General features: G+C 61.8%; 19 protein-coding genes. 12 read left to right on the top strand and 7 right to left on the bottom strand.

Annotated features, from left to right (window positions below):
- Positions 1–69: 69 nt before the first annotated feature.
- Entirely contained in the window at positions 70–372 is a 303-nt protein-coding gene (locus A4A58_RS02110) for a hypothetical protein (RefSeq protein ID WP_081421659.1), read from the bottom strand.
- 200 nt (positions 373–572) lie between these two features.
- Between A4A58_RS02110 and A4A58_RS02105 the strand changes: the two genes are divergently transcribed.
- Entirely contained in the window at positions 573–1,049 is a 477-nt protein-coding gene (locus A4A58_RS02105; RefSeq protein ID WP_068729352.1) for a hypothetical protein, read from the top strand.
- Between the two features lie 1,102 nt (positions 1,050–2,151).
- On the opposite strand, the gene A4A58_RS02100 is transcribed toward A4A58_RS02105, so the two are convergent.
- Positions 2,152–3,153 (bottom strand): Bug family tripartite tricarboxylate transporter substrate binding protein, encoded by a 1,002-nt coding sequence (locus A4A58_RS02100; RefSeq protein ID WP_068729350.1) that lies wholly within the window; start codon positions 3,151–3,153, stop codon positions 2,152–2,154.
- A gap of 405 nt (positions 3,154–3,558) precedes the next feature.
- Between A4A58_RS02100 and A4A58_RS02095 the strand changes: the two genes are divergently transcribed.
- A complete protein-coding gene (locus tag A4A58_RS02095) occupies positions 3,559–3,843 on the top strand; it encodes a type II toxin-antitoxin system RelE/ParE family toxin (RefSeq protein WP_068729348.1) in 285 nt (94 codons plus the stop codon).
- A 9-nt stretch (positions 3,844–3,852) separates the two neighbouring features.
- On the top strand, positions 3,853–4,143 hold the full coding sequence (locus A4A58_RS02090; RefSeq protein ID WP_244499629.1) for a HigA family addiction module antitoxin: 291 nt from the start codon (positions 3,853–3,855) through the stop codon (positions 4,141–4,143).
- A 79-nt stretch (positions 4,144–4,222) separates the two neighbouring features.
- On the opposite strand, the gene A4A58_RS02085 is transcribed toward A4A58_RS02090, so the two are convergent.
- From A4A58_RS02085 to A4A58_RS02075, 3 genes are all read right to left on the bottom strand, one after another.
- Entirely contained in the window at positions 4,223–5,194 is a 972-nt protein-coding gene (locus A4A58_RS02085; RefSeq protein WP_068729346.1) for a TAXI family TRAP transporter solute-binding subunit, read from the bottom strand.
- Positions 5,195–5,232: 38 nt separating this feature from the next.
- Positions 5,233–6,204 carry a TAXI family TRAP transporter solute-binding subunit gene (locus A4A58_RS02080; RefSeq protein ID WP_068729344.1) on the bottom strand — a complete coding sequence of 324 codons (972 nt, stop codon included), beginning with the start codon at positions 6,202–6,204 and terminating at the stop codon, positions 5,233–5,235.
- A gap of 86 nt (positions 6,205–6,290) precedes the next feature.
- Positions 6,291–8,306, bottom strand: coding sequence for a TRAP transporter permease (locus A4A58_RS02075; protein ID WP_068729342.1), 2,016 nt, complete (start codon positions 8,304–8,306; stop codon positions 6,291–6,293).
- A 206-nt stretch (positions 8,307–8,512) separates the two neighbouring features.
- Between A4A58_RS02075 and A4A58_RS02070 the strand changes: the two genes are divergently transcribed.
- The 7 genes from A4A58_RS02070 to A4A58_RS02040 all read left to right on the top strand — a co-directional run bounded on the left by A4A58_RS02070 (position 8,513) and on the right by A4A58_RS02040 (position 14,732).
- Positions 8,513–9,454, top strand: coding sequence for a TAXI family TRAP transporter solute-binding subunit (locus tag A4A58_RS02070; RefSeq protein ID WP_068729340.1), 942 nt, complete (start codon positions 8,513–8,515; stop codon positions 9,452–9,454).
- A gap of 29 nt (positions 9,455–9,483) precedes the next feature.
- A complete protein-coding gene (locus A4A58_RS02065; RefSeq protein ID WP_068729338.1) occupies positions 9,484–10,485 on the top strand; it encodes a tetratricopeptide repeat protein in 1,002 nt (333 codons plus the stop codon).
- A gap of 3 nt (positions 10,486–10,488) precedes the next feature.
- Positions 10,489–11,022: a tetratricopeptide repeat protein gene (locus A4A58_RS02060; RefSeq protein WP_068729336.1), complete on the top strand. Its 534-nt coding sequence runs from the start codon at positions 10,489–10,491 to the stop codon at positions 11,020–11,022.
- Positions 11,023–11,089: 67 nt separating this feature from the next.
- On the top strand, positions 11,090–13,000 hold the full coding sequence (locus A4A58_RS02055) for a propionyl-CoA synthetase (protein WP_068729334.1): 1,911 nt from the start codon (positions 11,090–11,092) through the stop codon (positions 12,998–13,000).
- A 149-nt stretch (positions 13,001–13,149) separates the two neighbouring features.
- A complete protein-coding gene (locus tag A4A58_RS02050; protein ID WP_068729332.1) occupies positions 13,150–13,416 on the top strand; it encodes a hypothetical protein in 267 nt (88 codons plus the stop codon).
- 182 nt (positions 13,417–13,598) lie between these two features.
- Positions 13,599–14,291, top strand: coding sequence for an OmpW/AlkL family protein (locus A4A58_RS02045; RefSeq protein ID WP_068729329.1), 693 nt, complete (start codon positions 13,599–13,601; stop codon positions 14,289–14,291).
- A 222-nt stretch (positions 14,292–14,513) separates the two neighbouring features.
- Positions 14,514–14,732 carry an alkylphosphonate utilization protein gene (locus tag A4A58_RS02040; RefSeq protein WP_011665834.1) on the top strand — a complete coding sequence of 73 codons (219 nt, stop codon included), beginning with the start codon at positions 14,514–14,516 and terminating at the stop codon, positions 14,730–14,732.
- 11 nt (positions 14,733–14,743) lie between these two features.
- Here A4A58_RS02040 and A4A58_RS02035 read toward each other — a convergent pair whose 3' ends face one another.
- Entirely contained in the window at positions 14,744–15,073 is a 330-nt protein-coding gene (locus A4A58_RS02035) for a potassium channel family protein (RefSeq protein WP_068729327.1), read from the bottom strand.
- 169 nt (positions 15,074–15,242) lie between these two features.
- Between A4A58_RS02035 and A4A58_RS02030 the strand changes: the two genes are divergently transcribed.
- The gene (locus A4A58_RS02030; RefSeq protein ID WP_068729325.1) at positions 15,243–15,833 is read left to right on the top strand and encodes an SMI1/KNR4 family protein; all 591 of its coding nucleotides are present in this window, start codon (positions 15,243–15,245) and stop codon (positions 15,831–15,833) included.
- Positions 15,834–15,935: 102 nt separating this feature from the next.
- Here A4A58_RS02030 and A4A58_RS02025 read toward each other — a convergent pair whose 3' ends face one another.
- Positions 15,936–16,631, bottom strand: coding sequence for a DUF1013 domain-containing protein (locus tag A4A58_RS02025; RefSeq protein ID WP_068729323.1), 696 nt, complete (start codon positions 16,629–16,631; stop codon positions 15,936–15,938).
- A gap of 245 nt (positions 16,632–16,876) precedes the next feature.
- On the opposite strand from A4A58_RS02025, the gene ispH reads away from it, so the two are divergent.
- Positions 16,877–17,842 (top strand): 4-hydroxy-3-methylbut-2-enyl diphosphate reductase, encoded by a 966-nt coding sequence (gene ispH, locus A4A58_RS02020; protein WP_068729321.1) that lies wholly within the window; start codon positions 16,877–16,879, stop codon positions 17,840–17,842.
- Position 17,843 lies beyond the last annotated feature (1 nt).

The following is a 17,843-nucleotide window of genomic DNA, read 5'->3' as shown; positions in this document are numbered from 1 at the left end:
GGGAGCAATGTCATGCCTCCGTCATGCGGCACCCGTCCGGTCGCGCATGATCCCGTCCGAAAACCGCTACTAGCCCGGGCCGAATTTGAACTTGCCGTCGTCTTCGAGGAACGGGCCGCTGCGCATATAGAGCTGGCCGTTCTCGCCGATGAAGAAGAGCGTGTTCTTCGGCACTTTCTTGGCGCCCTTCAGCAGGAACTTGGCATTGTTGGTGCCCATCTTGTACGCGAAGGTCTTGCCGGTGCCGTCATAGCCGTAGCCCATGTCGGGTGCGAGCACCCAGGGGGTCGGCGCCTGAGCCAGAGCAGGACCGCCAAGGGCCGATGTCATCAGTGCGGCGGCGCACAGCATCGTAAAGGCTCGAGCGGTCATCCCTAATTCTCCGAAAAGTGTTTTTGAAAGTGCATCGCGGCTGCGCGGGTGTCTTGAACAAATCACGAACGGTGACAGTCCGTCAATATGACATGCGGTCGCGACAGAGTTTGTTATTTCGCAAGTGCGGCCGGGCGACTATCTTTCGCATTCGGGCTAAGCCGGTCCACGACGAATTCGGCGATGGGGATGATTCGACAATGCGAGCGATCGTGAAAAGTCTTTTGGTTGTTGGCGCGGTGGTATTGGCGCCCGGTCTTGCTGCGGCGGATGATTACAAGCTCAGCAACAACCAGCGTATTTCCTGCGGCCGCGGCCTCAGCGCCGGCAAGCTGAGCACGGCGACCTGCCGTTCCTACGCCTATCTGTTCAACACCAGGACCTCCGAATATTTCCGCTGCTCGGTGTCACTGTCGATGACGCGCGACGCCAAGGAAGTCATCAATGTGCAGAGCGATGGTGCCTGCGTGAAGAAGCCGCGCGTGTTCGACACCGACTCCACCTATTCGTTCGATGCCACGGAGACCGAGCCGCCGAACACCAATTCGTTCTTCGGCAATGGCGGCTTTGCCATGTGGGTGAGTGACAATACCCAGCAGAAGGTCCGCGGCTGCGTCACGATTCCATCGGGGCTTGGCTCGGACGTGTCGCGCTGCATCGATATGAAGTTCGAGTAGCTGGCTTTCTTATCCCTCCCCCAAGCGGCGAAGCCGCGCCGTGGGGAGGGTGGATCGACCGCGGAGCGGTCGAGACGGGTGGGGTGGTGCAACACGCGAGAGCATCGCTTGTGGCACCCCCACCCCGGCCTATCGGCCGACCCTCCCCACAAGGGGGAGGGATTCCTCTGGCGCCTATGCGTCGTTGCTGATGTGGACGTCAAACAGCCACTGCTCTTCAGACATGCGTCATCGCCCCCATTGTTTGCGGCGCGGGGGCGCCGTCGTCTGCTGCATTCCACCCCCTTGTGAGAGGGCGTGCGGAACGCCAGGTGCCCGTTGCACCCTTGGGCCTGATGCGAATGCGGTCTTCCGCAAGTGAGTGCATCAGGACTTTCGGAGGCGTCAGGCAAGTGCCCGACGTTCCGCCTGCGGTGTTTTTTCGGTTGCTTGCGCTTCGCCATGGCGAACGATCCGATCACCAAAATTACAGTCCCAAGGCGAAGGGACAGGGTGCCTCAAGCGAGTAAGCCGAACGCGTTTTGACCTGGTCGTCCGTCACTTGATCTGCAGGGTCTTGCCATCCGAAGACGAACCGTACCGCCTGTCCCAGTGGTATCCTGACCACAGACGATCCGGCCTGCCCGAAGACAGCCGTCCCCCACATCTCCCGTGACGCCGCATCTCCGGCGTCCACCGCATCCCACCCCGCGAACGTGACGATCGCGATCGCCCCTCTCGGTGGGGCAGGACAGAGGGGAATATAAACCTGATAGGGATGTTGTCAACGAGAAGATAGGAAAAAATGTTCGGGCGCTGTCTTGCCGCCCCAAACTGTCATTCCGGGGCGGCTGCGCGCCTTCGCGCACGCGCACCTCAGCCACTCCACTTGGAGTGGCGGGGAATCCCGATGTGTTGAGCGCAAAACACTTCGGGATTCCGGGCTCAGTCCGGCCCGCTTTGCGGTCCGTCCTGCCCCGGAATGACGAGTGTGAAGCAGTGCCAACCACTCAAAAAAGTAGAAGGGCACGCGCTTCAGCGCGTGCCCTTCTATGTGTTGAGCTCAAGAAGAGAGCAGGACAGGCAGGCGCGAATGAAACGCCCTGCCAACCCCGCGCTGCCCTTACTCCGGCTTGATGCCGGCGAACTGGGCGACCTTGCCCCACTTCTCGATTTCCGACTGCACATAGGCATCCATGTCGACCGGCGAACCGCCGGTCGGATCGGCGCCGAGCTTGATCAGGCGGGCGGTGCCATCGGTCGACTTGATGAACTTGTCGGTCGAGGCATTGAGCTTGGCGATGATCTCCTTCGGCGTCTTGGCAGGCGCTGCAATGGTGAACCAGGAGGCGGCGTCGTAGCCGTCCACGCCGGATTCGGCGATCGTCGGAATGTCCTTCATCGGCTCCCAGCGCTTGCTGGTGGAGACGGCGAGCGCACGGATCTGGTTGCTCTCCGCGAAAGGCTGCGCCGCCGGCAGGTTGTCGATCATCACATGGACGCGGCCGCCGATCAGGTCGGTCAGTGCTGGTGCGCTGCCCTTGTAAGGCACGTGGGTCAGCTTCACGCCGGTCATCGACTTGAACAGTTCGGTCGACAGATGCGCGGTCGAACCGAGGCCCGGCGTGCCGTAGAAATATTCGTCCGGCTTGGCCTTGGCGAGTTCGATGAATTCCTTGACGCTCTTGGCCGGCAGCGAATTGGTCACCGAGAACAGGTTCGGCACCTTGGCGATCACGATCACCGAGGCCAGATCCTTGACCGGATCATAGGTCATGTTCTTGAACACGAACTTGTTGATCGCGTGGGTGCCGGGCGTGCCGACCAGGAAGGTGTAGCCATCGCCTTCGGCCTTGGCGACGAAGTCAGCGGCGATGTTGCCGCCGGCGCCGGCCTTGTTCTCGACGATGAACTGCTGGCCCATCTCTTCGGACATCTTTTGCGCGACGACGCGGGCCAGAATGTCGGTGGTGCCGCCGGCCGCGAACGGAACGATGAACTTCACCGGCTTGGTAGGCCACTCTGCGGCGCTGGCGCGGCGCGACAGGATCGGCAGGGTGCCGAGGGCAGCCGCGCCGCCGAGGATCACGGAGCGGCGGGACGGGAAGCGGGTCGATGATGACATCTCGAAGAGTCCTTTTGCATGTCGGACAGGCCGCGGGGCTGCGACGCGCGATCTGATTGAGGGTGTTTAAGACAATGACGGGAGGCCGGGATCAAGTGCGATTCGGCACGGCTGGGTCACGAACCTGACCGCGGTCCGCTCCTGCGACTCATCTGCGCAACCGGCAGGTACTTTCAGCTTCTCCCGATCAGGCGTTTCCATGGAAAACATGCATGGGAACGTACTGGGTGGATGGTACTATGCTGCACTGCGCGTTGCTACCGCAATGCAATACCATCCTTAAGCATTTGGTACTAACGGCTGATGACGTGCGTCGGAAGGTCGCATCTCCGGCATGCATTCTGCGCAACGGCACGGACGTGCATGAACATTTGCAATTCGAGGTGTTACGCGATACGTAACGCCATGATCAAGACGTTCGCGGATAGGCGCACCGCCGACATCTTTGCTGGCAAGCCGGTCAGGAAGGGCTTTCCGGGCGACATTATCGACGTGGCGCGGCGTAAGCTGGACATGCTCGATAGCGTAACGACACTCGAAAGTTTGAAGCTTCCGCCGAGCAACAGGCTCCACCTCCTCAAAGGGGACAGGAAGGGGCAGCATGCCATCTGGATCAACAGCCAGTGGCCACTTTGCTTCGTATGGCGAGACGCGGACGCCTACGATGTAGAAATCGTCGACTATCACTAGGAGAACATCATGAGCATCGTTCGCGAAAAGATTCAGATGCAGCGTCTCCCAACCACGCCGGGCGAGATGTTGCTCAAGGAATTCATGGCACCGAACGAGATTTCGGCACGTGCACTCGCGCGCGATCTCGGTATTCCGCCAAACCGCATTACCGGGATCATCAACGGAAAGCGGGCAATGACAGCGGACACGGCGGTTCTGTTGGAACGTCGATTGGGGATGCCGGGTGAGTTCTGGATGAACTTGCAGTCGAACTACGACTTGGCCATCGTGCGTCAGCGGCAGTCCGAAGCGGCCTGATTTCTGCTAGATAGCGTTAAAAAGAAAGGCCGCGACGCACTCGCATCGCGGCCTGACGTCTCGTCTTGGTATGGCCGAGTTACTTCCCGATGCCCTTTTCCTTGAAGTACTTCAGCGCGCCCGGATGGAACGGCACCGGCGAACGCTCCTGCACCTGGTTGTCGAGCGAGAAGCTCTCGGCCTCCTTGTGCACGGCAACGATGTCGGCCTTCTTCTCCACCAGCGTCTTGACGATGTTGTAGGCATCGTCGTCGCTCATCTTGTTGCCGGTGACGATGATGTTCCAGACTTCGGTATTGGCGTTGTCCTTGTCCATGCCGGGATAGATGCTCTTGCTGATGGTCGAGGGCGAATACAGCTTGCCGTATTTCTCGTTCATCTTGGCGGCGAGGTCGGCGTGGTCGACGAACTTGATCTTCATGCCGGGTGTGGCGGCAAGATCGGTGACGGCGGCGGTGGGGACGCCGCCGACCCAGAAGAAGGCGTCGATCTTGCGGTCCTTGATGGCGTTGACGGACTCAGCGACGCCGAGACGCTCGCGCTTCATGTCCTTGTCCTTGTCGAGACCGGCGGCCTCGATGACGCGGAACGCCATCACTTCGGTGGCGCCGCCGGGCGAGCCCGTGGAGACGCGCTTGCCCTTGAGATCCGACATCTTCTCGATGCCGGCGCCCTCGATGGTCACGATATGCATGCGGTTCGGATAGACCACGAGCAAGGTCTGCAGCGGGACCTTGCCGCTCTTGAACTTGTCCTGGCCGTTCAGTGCGTCGAGCGCGGCGTCGGCCATGCTGAAGCCGAGTTCGCTCTGGCCCGAGGCGATCAGCTTGAGGTTATCGACCGACCCGCCGGTGACTTCCGCTGTGGCCTGGGTGTTCGGCAGCGCCTTCGACAGCACATTGGCGATGGCGCCGCCGAGCGGATAATACACGCCGCCGGTACCGCCGGTGCCGATCGCCATGGTCTTCTGCTGCGCGATGGCCGCGCCTGCAAGGCCGGCAGTGGCGACCAGCGCCACGGCAATCGATGTCTTTCTGAAACGCTTGAACATGGTTGTCCTCTCCTCCGGTTTTAATGATGTCGCGGTGACTATTTCACCGCGCCGACTTCCTTGAGATATTTCAGCGTGCCGGGGTGATAGGGCGCCGGCGATTGCGCTGATGTCTGCGTGGCGAGATTGATGTTCTCCGCCTCTTTATGGACGGCGACGAGATCGGCCTTGTTCTCGAAGATTGTCTTCGTGATCGCGTAGGCCGTCTCGTCCGACATCTTGTCGGTGGCCATGATCTGGTTCCAGGCGGCGAAGCCACGGCTGTCGGTGGTCTGGCCCGGATAGCTGCCGGCCTTGATCACGCTGGGCGCGAAGATCTGGCCGTATTTCTTCACGATCGGCTCTAACAGGTAGTCGATATCGATCAGCTTGATGGTGACACCGGGCGTTGCGGCAAGGTCGACGACGGCGGCGGTTGGCACGCCGCCGCCCCAGAAGAAGGCATCAATCTTGCGATCCTTGAGCGCGGACGCGGATTCTGCCACCGACAGACGTTCGCGCTTGACGTCCTTGTCCTTGTCGAGGCCGGCGGCCTCCAGCAGGCGGAAGGTCTGCGCCTCGGTGGCGCTGCCCGGCGCGCCGCCAGAGATGTGCTTGCCTTTAAGATCGGCGAATTTCTCGATGCCGGTACCGGCGATGGTCACCACATGCACCGGGCTGGAATAGACGGCGACGATGGTGCGCAGCGGAACGGGCTTCTTGAATTTGTTCTCGCCCTTCACGGCGTCGGAGGCGACGTCGCCGGTCATGAAACCGAGATCGGCCTGGCCGGTCTCCAGGAGCTTGATGTTGTCGACGCTGCCGCCGGTGACTTCGCCGGTGGCCTGGGTATGCGGCAGTTTCTTCGACAACAGGTTCGCGAGACCGCCGCCGAGCGGATAGAAGATGCCACCGGTCCCGCCGGTGGCAATGGCGATGGTCTTGTCTTCCGCAGAAGCGCCGGTCGTCGCGCAGGCGATGCCGAGCAGTGCAAGGCTGAACGCCCTGTGTCTGAAAGCTGTCGATTTCATCGCGTCACTCCCTGAAGTCGGCGGCACCGCTTATCTGCGACGTCCGCGTCGTGCGATAACTTGACGTTATTCGTTTCTGTCGTTGGTCATGCCGGTGCCGGTTGCGTCCTCGTCCTTGCCTGCCAGAGCAGCACGCCGAGGCCGATGATGAGGCCGGGCACGAATGTGTAGCTGATGTCGCGACCGATGATCGATTCGATGATCGCCTCGATCAGGCTCGGGAACACCAGCAGTAATCCCGATAGCAGAAGCAGGCCGCGCTCGATCGGTGTATTTTGTCGCAGTGCCCAGTTCTGCGCGACGGCGGCGAGTGCCAGCAGTCCCAGCGTGGTCTTGAAGGTGATCTCGACGATGTCCACCCACGAGCCGCCCTTTGGAATGTTCAGCAGCAGGCCGACGCCCTGCGGGTCGCAGACGAAGACGAATGGCACCAGGAAGGCCGGCAGCGTGTATTTCCACGATTGCAGCGTGGTCTTGTAGGGGTCACCGCCGGTGATGGCCGCCGCCGCGAAGGGCGACAGCGCGGTCGGCGGCGAGACTTCCGAGAGGACCGCGTAATAGAAGATGAACATGTGTGCGGCGTAGTCAGGCACGCCGAGCTTGATCAGCGCAGGTGCTGCGATCACGGCGCAGATGATGTAGGAGGCGGTCACCGGCACGGCGAGGCCGATGATCCAGACGATCAGCGCCGTATAGATCGCCGTCAGCAGCAGGCTGCCGCCCGCATAGGAAATCACGATCGACGAGAACTTCAGGCCGAGGCCGGTGAGCGTGACGACGCCGACCACGATGCCGGCGCAGGCGCAGGTCGTGGCGGCATTGAGCGCGCCGATCGAGCCATCGGCCAGTGCCTTCACCAGTTTCTTCGGCACCAGCGCAGTGTCCTTGCGCAGGAAACTGAGCACGAAGGTGACGAGCGTGGCGTAGAACACGGACAGCGATGGCGAGTAGCCGATGATCATGAAGACGACGACGGCGAGCAGGGAAATGAAGTGGAACCCGTAACGCTTCATCATCACGCCGAGGCTGAGCTCAGGCCTGACATTGACATTGTGGGCGCCGAACCGCTTGGCATCGATCTCCACCATGATCAGCAGCGACAGGTAGTAGAGACAGGTCGGGATGGTCGCCATCCAGATCACGTCGAGATAGCTGATCTTCAGAAATTCGGCGATCAGGAAAGCGGCGGCGCCGAGCACCGGCGGCGACAGGATCGCGCCGAGACCGCCCGCGGCCAGCAGGCCGCCGGCAGCGTTCTTCTCGAAACCGGCCTTGGCCAGCATCGGGGCGGCGACGGTGCCGATCATCACCGTGGTGGCGACGCCGGAGCCCGAGGGGCCGCCGAGCAGGAACGAGGACAGCACCACGGTGCGGCCCGCGGCGTTCGACTTGTTTCCCATCAACGATAGCGAGAAGTCGATGAAGAACTTTCCGGCGCCGGACATCGACAGGAACGCGCCATAGATCGTGAACAGGATGATCAGCGTGGCCGACACGTCGACTGCGACGCCGAAGATGCCCTCCAGCGTGATGAAGAGATGGCCGACGAGGCGCGGCAGGTCATAGCCGCGATGGGTCCACGGCGCCGGAAGATGCGGGCCGAGCATCGCATAGGCAATGAAGAAAACGGACACGACCGGCATGATCAGGCCGGTGGTGCGTCGCGTCGCTTCCAGCAGCAGCACGATGAAGACGATGCCGACGATGACATCCATATGATCCGGCAGTGTAGCGCGGTCGGTGAAATCGTCGCCGCCCCACAGCGCATAGGCAATGGTGCCGATGGCGACGATGCCCGGCACGATGTCCCACCAGCGCACGCGGTTGCGGAAGCGAGCAGCGACGGGGAACAGCAGGAAGCTCAGGACCAATGTGAAGGCGACGTGGACGTAACGCAGCTCCTGCGTCGGCACGATCGCGTAGGCGGCATAGAGATGAAACAGGCTCATGACGACGGCGATGCCGGTGGAGATCGTTCCGGCCCAGCCCAGCAGGCGATTTGTTGCGCCTTCATCGGCTTCGATGAAGGCTTCAGCCTTCGCCAATGCCTCGTCGGAGACGGCAACGGTGTCATCGCTCGCGTTTGATTTCTGGTCAGCCATGTTTCATCCCCCGGGATATTTCCCGCAGCCGGCTTGGCCGACCTTATTATTCTGAGTGCGGCGCATTCATGCCGTTTTACCCGGCTGGCGCAAGGGCTTACCGGTGAAACTTTCGTCGCGGCAACGGCGTTCGCTGTGGGGACGCCGTTGACCGCATGAGGGCTGCGGTTCACCTTCGCAGCCTGAATGACAGGAATAAAATGAGTATGAGGAAGCGTCTGATAGCGGCCATGACGGCTGTGGTCGTCATGTGCAGCGCAGCGGCACGCGCCGAACCGTCGATCACGCTGCTGACCGGCAATACATCCGGGATCTATTTTCCGCTCGGCGTCTCGATCGCGATGATCTATGCGGATATTCCCGGCGCGAAAGTTCAGGTGCAGACAACCGATGGTTCGGTCGAAAATCTCTCGCGGCTGCAGCAAGGCACCGGGCAGGTGGCTTTTGCGCTTGGCGACGCGCTGAAGGACGCCTGGGCCGGCAATGCCACGGCGGGCTTCGACGGCAAGCAGGACCGGCTGCGGGTGATCGGTGCGCTCTATCCGAATTACATCCAGATCGTTGCCACCAAAGAGAGCGGCATCAGGACGCTGAGCGATCTCAAGGGCCGAAGCCTCTCGGTTGGCGAGCGGAGATCCGGCACCGAGTTGAATGCCCGCGCCATTCTGGGCGCTGCGGGGCTGCGCTACGAGAATCTCGGCGAGGTCAGGTATGTCTCCTTTGCCGAATCCACCACGATGATGATCGAGAAAAAACTGGACGCGACGCTGCAGTCTGCCGGTCTCGGTGTGACGTCGATCAAGGAACTCAGCGAAGCTACGGATATCGTCATCGTGCCGGTGCCGCCCGCGATGGTCAGAAAGATCGGCGCGCCGTTCAAGCCGGACAGGATTCCAGCCCGGACCTATGTCAGCCAGGACAAACCCGTGCGGACCGCGTCGGTGATGAATTATCTGGTGACGAGCAGCGCGGTGTCCGACGATCTCGTCTATCAGATGACGAAGCACCTGTTTGACGGTCTGGACGAACTCGCCATCGCCCACCGCGCCGGCCACGAGATCCGGCTGGCGAGCGCCTTGAGCAAAAGCCCGGTGCCGCTGCATCCCGGCGCACTGCGCTACTATCGGGAGCGGGGCCTGATCAGGTAGAGTGGTCCCGCTGGCTTGCTGGGGCTTTCATGGGTCATCCGTTTCGGACATTGGTTCTGTGCGCCGCTCTTGCGGCGCCATCGCTGCCCCATGCCGTCGTTCGGGCGCAGGATGCGGCGGAGACCGCTGCCGCCTGCGCGAATGACGACGCCTTGCCGTCCGAGCAGATGCTCGGCATCTGCGGCCTGGTGATCGGCTCGACGGCGGCATTGCCCGACCGCGTTCATGCCCTGATCGTGCGCGCCGGGCTGCAACTCAGGCTGGAACAGGTCGACCTCGCCGTTGCGGATGGCGATCTGGCGGTTCAGCTTGATCCCCTCTCGGCTGCAGCGCTCGAAGCCCGCGGCAAGGCGCTTGCGGCCGGCAAGAAATTCGATCGTGCGCTCGATGATTTCGATCGCGCGATCAAGCTGCGGCCGAACGAGGCCCGATTATTTGCGAGCCGCGCCGCGACCTTCGCATCGATGCACGAAAATCGATTGGCGGTTCGCGATTATAACGAGGCGGTCCGGCTCGATCCCAATCGGGTGCAGGGTCTCATCGATCGCGCCGCGGCCTATGCCAAGGTCAAGCGCTTCGATCTGGTCATCGACGACCAGAGCGACATCATTCGCCTGGAGCCGACCGCGGACCATTACGATGCGCGCGGTCAGTCCTATGCGCGCAACAATGCCTATGGCCGCGCGATTGCGGATTTCGACGCGGCGATCAGGCTGGAGCCGAAGGCGAGCTATTTCGTGAATCGCGGAAACTCTTTCAGTCTCAGCGGCGCATATGATCGCGCTATCACCGACTACACGACGGCGCTGCAGCTTCAGCCGGAGCTGGCGATGGCCTATAACAATCGCGGCGTCGCCTGGCGCGACAAGGGCGACCCTGCGCGCGCTCTGGCCGATTTCGACGCAGCCGTTCAGATCGATTCAACGCTGGATATCGCTTTGCGACATCGCAAGCAGCTTGAGAAATATCGGGTGGCGGCGCGCAGGCCGGCGATCGGATTGCATCCATCCGCCGATGCGAGCACGCGATAGACAATGACTTTTCGCAATTCATATGTTGGCAGCGTGCCGCGCGTCATCAGCGTCCTGCTCGTATTATGTTGCGTGGCTCCCGACAGGGCATGGCCAGCGGTCAACGAGCCGGCAGTCACTGCGCCTGTCGATTCCGCGTTGTGTGTGGCGGCTGTTGCGTCAGGCGATGACGAGAAGATTCTCGCAGTTTGCAGCACGCTGATCGACAACGAAAAGACCGAGCGGCCCGACCGGCTGAAAGCACTGATCGCGCGCGCCGGTGTCTACATGCGCAAGGATGAGACCGATCGTGCCATCGCCGATTACGATGCGGCGCTGCGGCTCGATCCGACGCAGGCCGTTCTGTTCAATGCGCGCGGCGAACTCTGGCGCAAGAAGGGCGATCGGCCGCGCGCAGTCCGCGATTTTGGCGCCGCGATCAAGCTCGATCCGCAACTCGACGTGGCGCGCGCCAATTACAAGGCGCTGGCGCAGGAAATCGAGCGGATCGGCGTGGAGATGTCGGTCAAGCCACAACCAAAGGCACCCTTGAAATAGCCTGTCATCCCGTGACAATGACGAGACAATGAACCCCGGCGGTAAAGCCGGGGGCGGGAGAGACGCCATGACGACCAATGCATCCAGCCGCTATCACGACGTCCACGCGCAGTCGCTGTCCGATCCGGAAGGCTTCTGGGGCGAGGCGGCGAAGGCGATCGACTGGATCGTGCCGGCGAAGAAGGTGTTCGATCCGTCCGTGGGTCTCTATGGCCGCTGGTTTGTCGGCGGCGTGCTCAATACCTGCTACAACGCGCTTGATCGCCATGTCGCGGGTGGTCGCGCCGATCAGGTCGCGCTGATCCACGACTCGCCGCTGACGGGTGAGGTCCGGAAATTCACCTATGCGCAGCTGCTGCATGAGGTGCAGGTGCTCGGCGCCATCCTGCAGGACCTTGGCGTCGGCAAGGGTGATCGCGTTATCCTCTATATGCCAATGGTGCCTGAGGCTGTGGTCGCCATGCTCGCCTGCGCGCGCATCGGCGCGGTGCATTCGGTGGTGTTCGGCGGCTTCGCGGCAAAGGAGCTCGCGACGCGCATCGACGATGCGAGGCCGAAGCTGATCCTGTCGGCGAGCTGCGGGATCGAGCCCGGCCGCATCGTGCAATACAAGCCGCTGTTGGATGAAGCGATCGCGCTCGCCAACGCGAAGCCCGATGGCTGCATTGTCCTGCAGCGGCCGCAGCATGGCTGCGATCTGGTGGCCGGCCGCGATCACGACTGGGCCGAATTGCGCAGCAAGGCGATAGCGGCGAAGAAGTCCGCGGATTGCGTGCCGGTGCTGGCGACGGATCCGCTCTACATCCTCTATACGTCCGGCACGACCGGCAAACCGAAGGGCGTGGTGCGCGACAATGGCGGCCACGCGGTCGCGCTCGCCTGGTCGATGTGGAATCTCTACGGCGTGAAGCCGGGCGAGGTCTGGTGGTGCGGCTCCGACATCGGCTGGGTGGTCGGCCATAGCTATATCGTCTATGCGCCGCTGTTTCATGGCGCGACCTCGGTCATGTATGAGGGCAAGCCGGTTGGCACGCCCGATGCCGGCGCGTTCTGGCGTGTCATCTCCGAACACAAGGCCGTTGCTTTCTTCACGGCCCCGACTGCCTTCCGCGCCATCCGCAAGGACGATCCGGACGGCAGTTTCATTCGCAAGTATGATCTCTCGCAATTTCGCACGCTGTTTCTCGCCGGCGAGCGCGCCGATCCGCCGACGGTGGACTGGGCCGAGAAGCAGCTGAAGGTGCCGGTCATCGATCACTGGTGGCAGACCGAGACCGGCTGGTGCATCGCCGGCAATCCGGTGGGTCTTGGCCAGTTGCCGGTGAAGCATGGCTCGCCGACGGTGCCGATGCCCGGCTACAAGGTCGAGGTGGTGGACGAAGCCGCGAGGCCGCTGCCCGCGGGCGCCATGGGCTCCATCGTGATCAAGTTGCCGATGCCGCCGGCCTGTCTGCCGACATTGTGGGAGCAGGACGAGCACTGCAAGGAAGCCTATTTCAACGAATTTCCCGGCTACTACAAAACCTCCGATGCCGGCTATCTGGATGACGACGGCTATGTCTATGTGATGGGCCGCACCGACGACATCATCAATGTCGCCGGCCACAGGCTCTCCACCGGCGGCATGGAGGAGATTCTGGCCTCGCATCCCGATGTTGCCGAATGCGCCGTGCTGGGCATCAAGGATACGATCAAGGGCGAGGTGCCATGCGGCTTCCTGGTGCTGAAGGCCGGCGTTGAGCGGCCGGTTGCTGACATCGAGAAGGAAGTGGTAGCGCTGGTGCGCGAAAAGCTCGGCCCCGTCGCGGCGTTCAAGCTCGCCATCGCTGTTGGCCGGCTGCCGAAGACGCGTTCGGGCAAAATCCTGCGCGGCACCATCAAGAAGATCGCGGACGGTGACAGCTGGACCATGCCCGCGACCATCGAGGATCCGAAGTCGCTGGACGAAATCGGCGCGGCGCTGAAGGGCAGGGTCTGAGCAGACCTTACAAATCCCGCATTTCGCGCTAAACACTCTCTCGTCATGCCCGGGCTTGACCCGGGCATCCATCTTCCTTTCAAACGGCAAAGCTGGATTGCCGGGTCAAGCCCGGCAATGACAGAGAAGATCAAGTAACGGAACCATGCATGCGACTGACCTCGACCTCTCTCATCGCGCTGACGCTGACAGCGATGCTGCTCAGCGCCTGCGCGCGCCGCACGGATATTCCGATGTCGAGTCTTGGCGATGACGATGACGCGATCTGCCGCGCCAATGGTGTCGCTGTCGGCTCGCCGGAATATGCGGCCTGCCGCAAGGACCGCGACGTTCAGCGCAGCAATGCCATCAATCGTGCTGACCGCGCGCAGCGCAATCTCGGCGAGTATATGCTGAACAATCCGAGCCGGCCGTAACACCCGCGGATTGATATTCCGCAAGACTGTGTCACCCAAAGGCAACGTCCGCGCAGCGAGATGTCTTGCGGCAGCGTGCTTTTGATGGAGATCAACGTGTCAGCGCCGCGGCGAGCGTCTTTCGGATTTGATCGGGTGAGATCGTTCACCCCCGAACGAATCGAAAGACAGGGCGCTTCGCGATGAAGAGAATTCTGACGACCATGTCGTTGTTGATGGCAGCAACGGCGATGACCAGCATGGTGACCACGGCAGGCGCTGCCGATCTTCCGGCCGCGACGCCGTACACCAAGGCGCCGGTGGTTGAGGTGTGGAATCCCTGGATGATCCGCCTGCGCGTGCTCGGCGTCATTCCGGAGAATGGCGGTTCGGTTCATCAGGTGCCGGGCTCTGACCTGAAGACCTCGGATCAGGTCGTGCCTGAACTCGACATCTCGTATTTCTTCACGCCGAACCTCGCAGCCGAACTGATCCTTGGCGTCACCAGGCATCACGTCACCGGCGACGGCACCATCGCCGGCCTCGATGTCGGCAAGGCCTGGCTGCTGCCGCCGACGCTGACGCTGCAATATCACTTCACTGAATTTGGCGCGTTCAAGCCCTATATCGGCGCCGGCGTGAACTACACCTGGTTCTTCAGCCAGAGTGCGAGCGGAGTGGGCGTGACCAGCAGCCGTCTGAAAGATTCTGCCGCGCCGGTTGTGCAATTCGGCTTCGACTACATGATCGACAAGCATTGGGGCTGGAACGTCGACGTGAAGAAGCTGTGGCTGCGCCCGGATTGGGAAGGCACGCTGGCCGGCGGCACGCCGATCACCGGCAAGGTGACGCTCGATCCGTGGCTGGTCGGCACGGGTATTACGTACAAGTTCTAGTGCCGGTATTTCTTGCTTCCCCTCTCCCCTTGTGGGAGAGGGTGCTTGAGCGAAGCGAAGGCGGGAGAGGGGGAGTGTTCTGCACCAACCCCCTCTCCCGTCTCGAACCCGCTTCGCGTGTTCGATCCACCATGGCGGACGAGTTCGTCCGCCAGCTCCCGCCTTGCGCAGCTTCGCTGCCTGGGGGAGAGGGGAAGACAGGCACCCCGCAAAGGACGCATCATGGATATCAAGGTCAGGGATTCGAACGGCGCGCTGCTCGCCGAGGGCGACACCGTCACGCTGATCAAGGACCTCAAGCTGAAAGGCTCGTCCACCGTGCTCAAGCGCGGCACCGTGATCAAGAACATCCATCTCACCGACAACGAAGACGAGATCGAAGGCCGCACCGACAAGGTGAAGGGCCTGGTGTTGCGGACGGAATTTCTGAAGAAGGCGTGACGGCTACGATATCACTCCCGCCCTTCCTCATGCTCGCGGAACGTCGATAGCCGCGACAGGAACGCCAGCATCAGTCCGATGCCGCAGATCGAGAACAGCATCGTGAAGATCTTGGCGATGGCCGTGGTCGGCGACAGCGTGGCGTCGCCAACCGTGGTCAGGGCCATCACGCTGAAATAGGCGGCGTCGATCCATCGCCAGTGCTCGACAATGCGGAAGAAGATCGTGCCGCCGGTCATGGCGATGGCCAGCAGGAACAGGATCGCGCGAAATTCCGGATCGCGCAGGCCGCGGCGGAAACCGGCCAGCAAGCGCACCAGACCAAGCCAGAGAGATGCCATCGCAGCGTTGCCCCCATACGCCCCCGCGCAGGTTGGATGTCGCAGGATTCGATGGCGTTTGGAAAGCGGAGATTATGCGTCGGGCGCGGCCATGAACCTCGCGCTACCTCCGCAGCACCAAGGGAGGCACCGCTCAGGCGGGATTCCTTACGCATAAGCGGAGTACACAATGGCGAACGAGTTCAGGTTCGAAGACTATCCCGATGCAATGACATTCAAGCCGGTGACGGACAAAGCCATAGCGGCTTTTGCCGCGGAGCAGGGCATCGAATTCTCATCCGATTATATGGCGTTTCTGAAAGCACATAACGGCTTCTATTTCGATCTCGACACAGCCAGCCCGCTGGCCGATGGCGTCGAGACATTCGATTACATCACTTATTTGCGCGGTCTCGACACAGGCTTCGAATATAACGATCTGCGCGTGTTTCTCGCCAACGCGGGTCTCTGGGACAAAGTGTTTCGCGCCTTCTGCTATCCGGTGGCGGAAGGTCGCGGCGGCGATCCGATCGTCGAGATATTCAGCGGTAATGCGAAGGGCAAGATCTACTTTGTCGATCAGGACGTCATTCCGGAGATCGACGAGCTGGCCGACGCCGGTGTCGATCTGCAGAATGCCGACGATGTCCTCGCTTACATGATCCATCAGCAGGGCTGCTTCAACGAAGTCGCCACGTCGTTCTCGCAGTTCATCGCCAAGCTGGTGGTCTATGATGATAACGGCAGCATCAATGTCAGCATCCGCCGTCCGCTGGAGTGAGTTGGCGAGGCATCACCTGAAACAAACAAAAACGCGGCGGGATGAACCGCCGCGTTTTCAATTCTGTCCTTGTCGCCGCGTATCTGTGCGCAGCGCAGGCGCTTATTCCTCGTCGTCCTGCTTCTTGCCGCCGCCGATGCCCTTCAGCTTGGCGAACACGGCGTCGACATTGAGGTCGCCGCTGCCGCTCTCGGCGGTCTCCAACTCGTCCTTGCGGGTGGTTTCCGAGGCGGGCAGCAGGGTGGCGCCGCCATAGGCCTGGTCGGTCGGTTTTTCCTTGGCTGCGCGCTGCACTTCGAAATCGAGTTCGATCTGCGAGCACAGGCCGAGGGTCACCGGATCCATCGGGGTGAGGGTCGAAGCGTTCCAGTGGGTACGGTCGCGGATCGAGGCGATGGTGGTCTTGGTGGTGCCGACCAAGCGCATGATCTGGCTGTCTTTCAGCTCGGCATGGTTACGCACCAGCCACAGGATCGCGCTCGGGCGCTCGTGGCGGCGCGACACCGGGGTGTAGCGCGGGCCCTTCTTCTTGGCGGCCGGCGGCAGGATCACCTTGCTCTCTTCGAGCTTGAGCCGGTAATTCTTGTCCTGCTCACCCTTTTCGATCTCGTCGCGGGTCAACTGCCCGTTGGAAATCGGGTCCATGCCCTTGATGCCCTGGGCGGCGTCGCCGTCGGCAATAGCGCGGATCTCGAGCGGGTGCATCTTGGTGAAATCGGCGACCTGATCGAAGGTCAGCGCCGTATTGTCGACCAGCCACACGGCCGTCGCCTTTGGCATCAGCGGGGCATTGCTCATGGCACATCTCCTTTGCGCTTCGCCCACCTCTTTGGGAGGCGAAGCCGTCTGGTCATCGGTGATGACGGGAATTAAGGCTCTATATAATCTGTCAGAGGGCAACCACGCAATGCCCGGCAGTTCGGCCTTGACAGCGCCGCAAACCGGCCCCAAGTCCTTATTCAGACAAGCTCTTTGGCTGAATTTTGCCAATCTGACCCATCGCACCTGCCATTTTGGTGCCCAGGCCCCTGGATCGCCCCGATATGACGACCAAACCGTCCCTGAAAATCGTTCTTTGTTCGCCGCGCGGCTTCTGCGCAGGCGTCGTCCGGGCGATCGATACGGTCGAACGCGCACTCGCCATCCATGGCGCGCCGGTCTATGTCCGGCACGAGATCGTCCATAACAAGTATGTGGTGGACAGCCTCAAGACCAAGGGCGCGATTTTCGTCGAGGAACTGGCCGAGATCCCGGACAACACCTCTGCGCCGGTAGTATTTTCCGCCCATGGCGTGCCGAAATCGGTTCCGGCCGACGCCAAGGAGCGCAATTTCTTCTCGCTGGACGCGACCTGCCCGCTTGTGACCAAGGTTCACCGCGAGGCGGCGATCCACTTCAAGCGTGGCCGCGAAATCCTGCTGATCGGGCATTCGCATCACCCGGAAGTGGTCGGCACGGTCGGCCAGCTGCCGCCCGGCGCTGTCCAGCTCATCGAGACGGCGGAAGACGCCCAGACCTTCCAGCCGAAGGATCCGGACAATCTCGCTTTCGTGACCCAGACCACGCTGTCGATCGACGACACCGCGGAAATCGTGGCTGTGCTGAAGAAGCGCTTCCCGACCATCAACGGGCCGCACAAGGAAGACATCTGCTACGCCACCACCAACCGCCAGCTTGCCGTCAAGAAGGTGGCGCCGGTGGTCGATGCGCTGATCGTTGTCGGCGCGCCGAACTCGTCGAATTCGCAGCGGTTGCGTGAAGTGGCCGAGCGCGAGGGCTGCAAGGTCTCGGTACTGGCGCAGCGTGCGTCGGACCTCGACTGGAGCATGTTCGAGGGCATCACGAGCCTCGGCATCACCGCGGGCGCCTCGGCGCCGGAAGTGATTGTCGAAGAAATCATGGATGCCTTCGCGCAGCGTTATGAGCTGCATGTGGAGACGGTGTCGGCCGCTGAAGAAAACGAATTCTTCCCGCTGCCGCGTTCGCTGCGTCCCGAGGCCGCGGCGTAAC

The organism is Tardiphaga robiniae, assembly GCF_001618955.1.
GTDB classification, from domain to species: domain Bacteria; phylum Pseudomonadota; class Alphaproteobacteria; order Rhizobiales; family Xanthobacteraceae; genus Tardiphaga; species Tardiphaga robiniae_A.
Note: the sequence above shows the minus strand (reverse complement) of the source record. Positions and strands in the feature narration are given on the sequence as shown.

What these genes read in the sequence shown, in the direction of transcription:
- A4A58_RS02110 (WP_081421659.1), bottom strand. Translation starts at nt 372, where the DNA reads ATGACCGCTCGAGCCTTTACGATGCTGTGCGCCGCCGCACTGATGACA.
- A4A58_RS02105 (WP_068729352.1), top strand. Translation starts at nt 573, where the DNA reads ATGCGAGCGATCGTGAAAAGTCTTTTGGTTGTTGGCGCGGTGGTATTG.
- A4A58_RS02100 (WP_068729350.1), bottom strand. Translation starts at nt 3,153, where the DNA reads ATGTCATCATCGACCCGCTTCCCGTCCCGCCGCTCCGTGATCCTCGGC.
- A4A58_RS02095 (WP_068729348.1), top strand. Translation starts at nt 3,559, where the DNA reads ATGATCAAGACGTTCGCGGATAGGCGCACCGCCGACATCTTTGCTGGC.
- A4A58_RS02090 (WP_244499629.1), top strand. Translation starts at nt 3,853, where the DNA reads ATGAGCATCGTTCGCGAAAAGATTCAGATGCAGCGTCTCCCAACCACG.
- A4A58_RS02085 (WP_068729346.1), bottom strand. Translation starts at nt 5,194, where the DNA reads ATGTTCAAGCGTTTCAGAAAGACATCGATTGCCGTGGCGCTGGTCGCC.
- A4A58_RS02080 (WP_068729344.1), bottom strand. Translation starts at nt 6,204, where the DNA reads ATGAAATCGACAGCTTTCAGACACAGGGCGTTCAGCCTTGCACTGCTC.
- A4A58_RS02075 (WP_068729342.1), bottom strand. Translation starts at nt 8,306, where the DNA reads ATGGCTGACCAGAAATCAAACGCGAGCGATGACACCGTTGCCGTCTCC.
- A4A58_RS02070 (WP_068729340.1), top strand. Translation starts at nt 8,513, where the DNA reads ATGAGGAAGCGTCTGATAGCGGCCATGACGGCTGTGGTCGTCATGTGC.
- A4A58_RS02065 (WP_068729338.1), top strand. Translation starts at nt 9,484, where the DNA reads ATGGGTCATCCGTTTCGGACATTGGTTCTGTGCGCCGCTCTTGCGGCG.
- A4A58_RS02060 (WP_068729336.1), top strand. Translation starts at nt 10,489, where the DNA reads ATGACTTTTCGCAATTCATATGTTGGCAGCGTGCCGCGCGTCATCAGC.
- A4A58_RS02055 (WP_068729334.1), top strand. Translation starts at nt 11,090, where the DNA reads ATGACGACCAATGCATCCAGCCGCTATCACGACGTCCACGCGCAGTCG.
- A4A58_RS02050 (WP_068729332.1), top strand. Translation starts at nt 13,150, where the DNA reads ATGCGACTGACCTCGACCTCTCTCATCGCGCTGACGCTGACAGCGATG.
- A4A58_RS02045 (WP_068729329.1), top strand. Translation starts at nt 13,599, where the DNA reads ATGAAGAGAATTCTGACGACCATGTCGTTGTTGATGGCAGCAACGGCG.
- A4A58_RS02040 (WP_011665834.1), top strand. Translation starts at nt 14,514, where the DNA reads ATGGATATCAAGGTCAGGGATTCGAACGGCGCGCTGCTCGCCGAGGGC.
- A4A58_RS02035 (WP_068729327.1), bottom strand. Translation starts at nt 15,073, where the DNA reads ATGGCATCTCTCTGGCTTGGTCTGGTGCGCTTGCTGGCCGGTTTCCGC.
- A4A58_RS02030 (WP_068729325.1), top strand. Translation starts at nt 15,243, where the DNA reads ATGGCGAACGAGTTCAGGTTCGAAGACTATCCCGATGCAATGACATTC.
- A4A58_RS02025 (WP_068729323.1), bottom strand. Translation starts at nt 16,631, where the DNA reads ATGAGCAATGCCCCGCTGATGCCAAAGGCGACGGCCGTGTGGCTGGTC.
- ispH (WP_068729321.1), top strand. Translation starts at nt 16,877, where the DNA reads ATGACGACCAAACCGTCCCTGAAAATCGTTCTTTGTTCGCCGCGCGGC.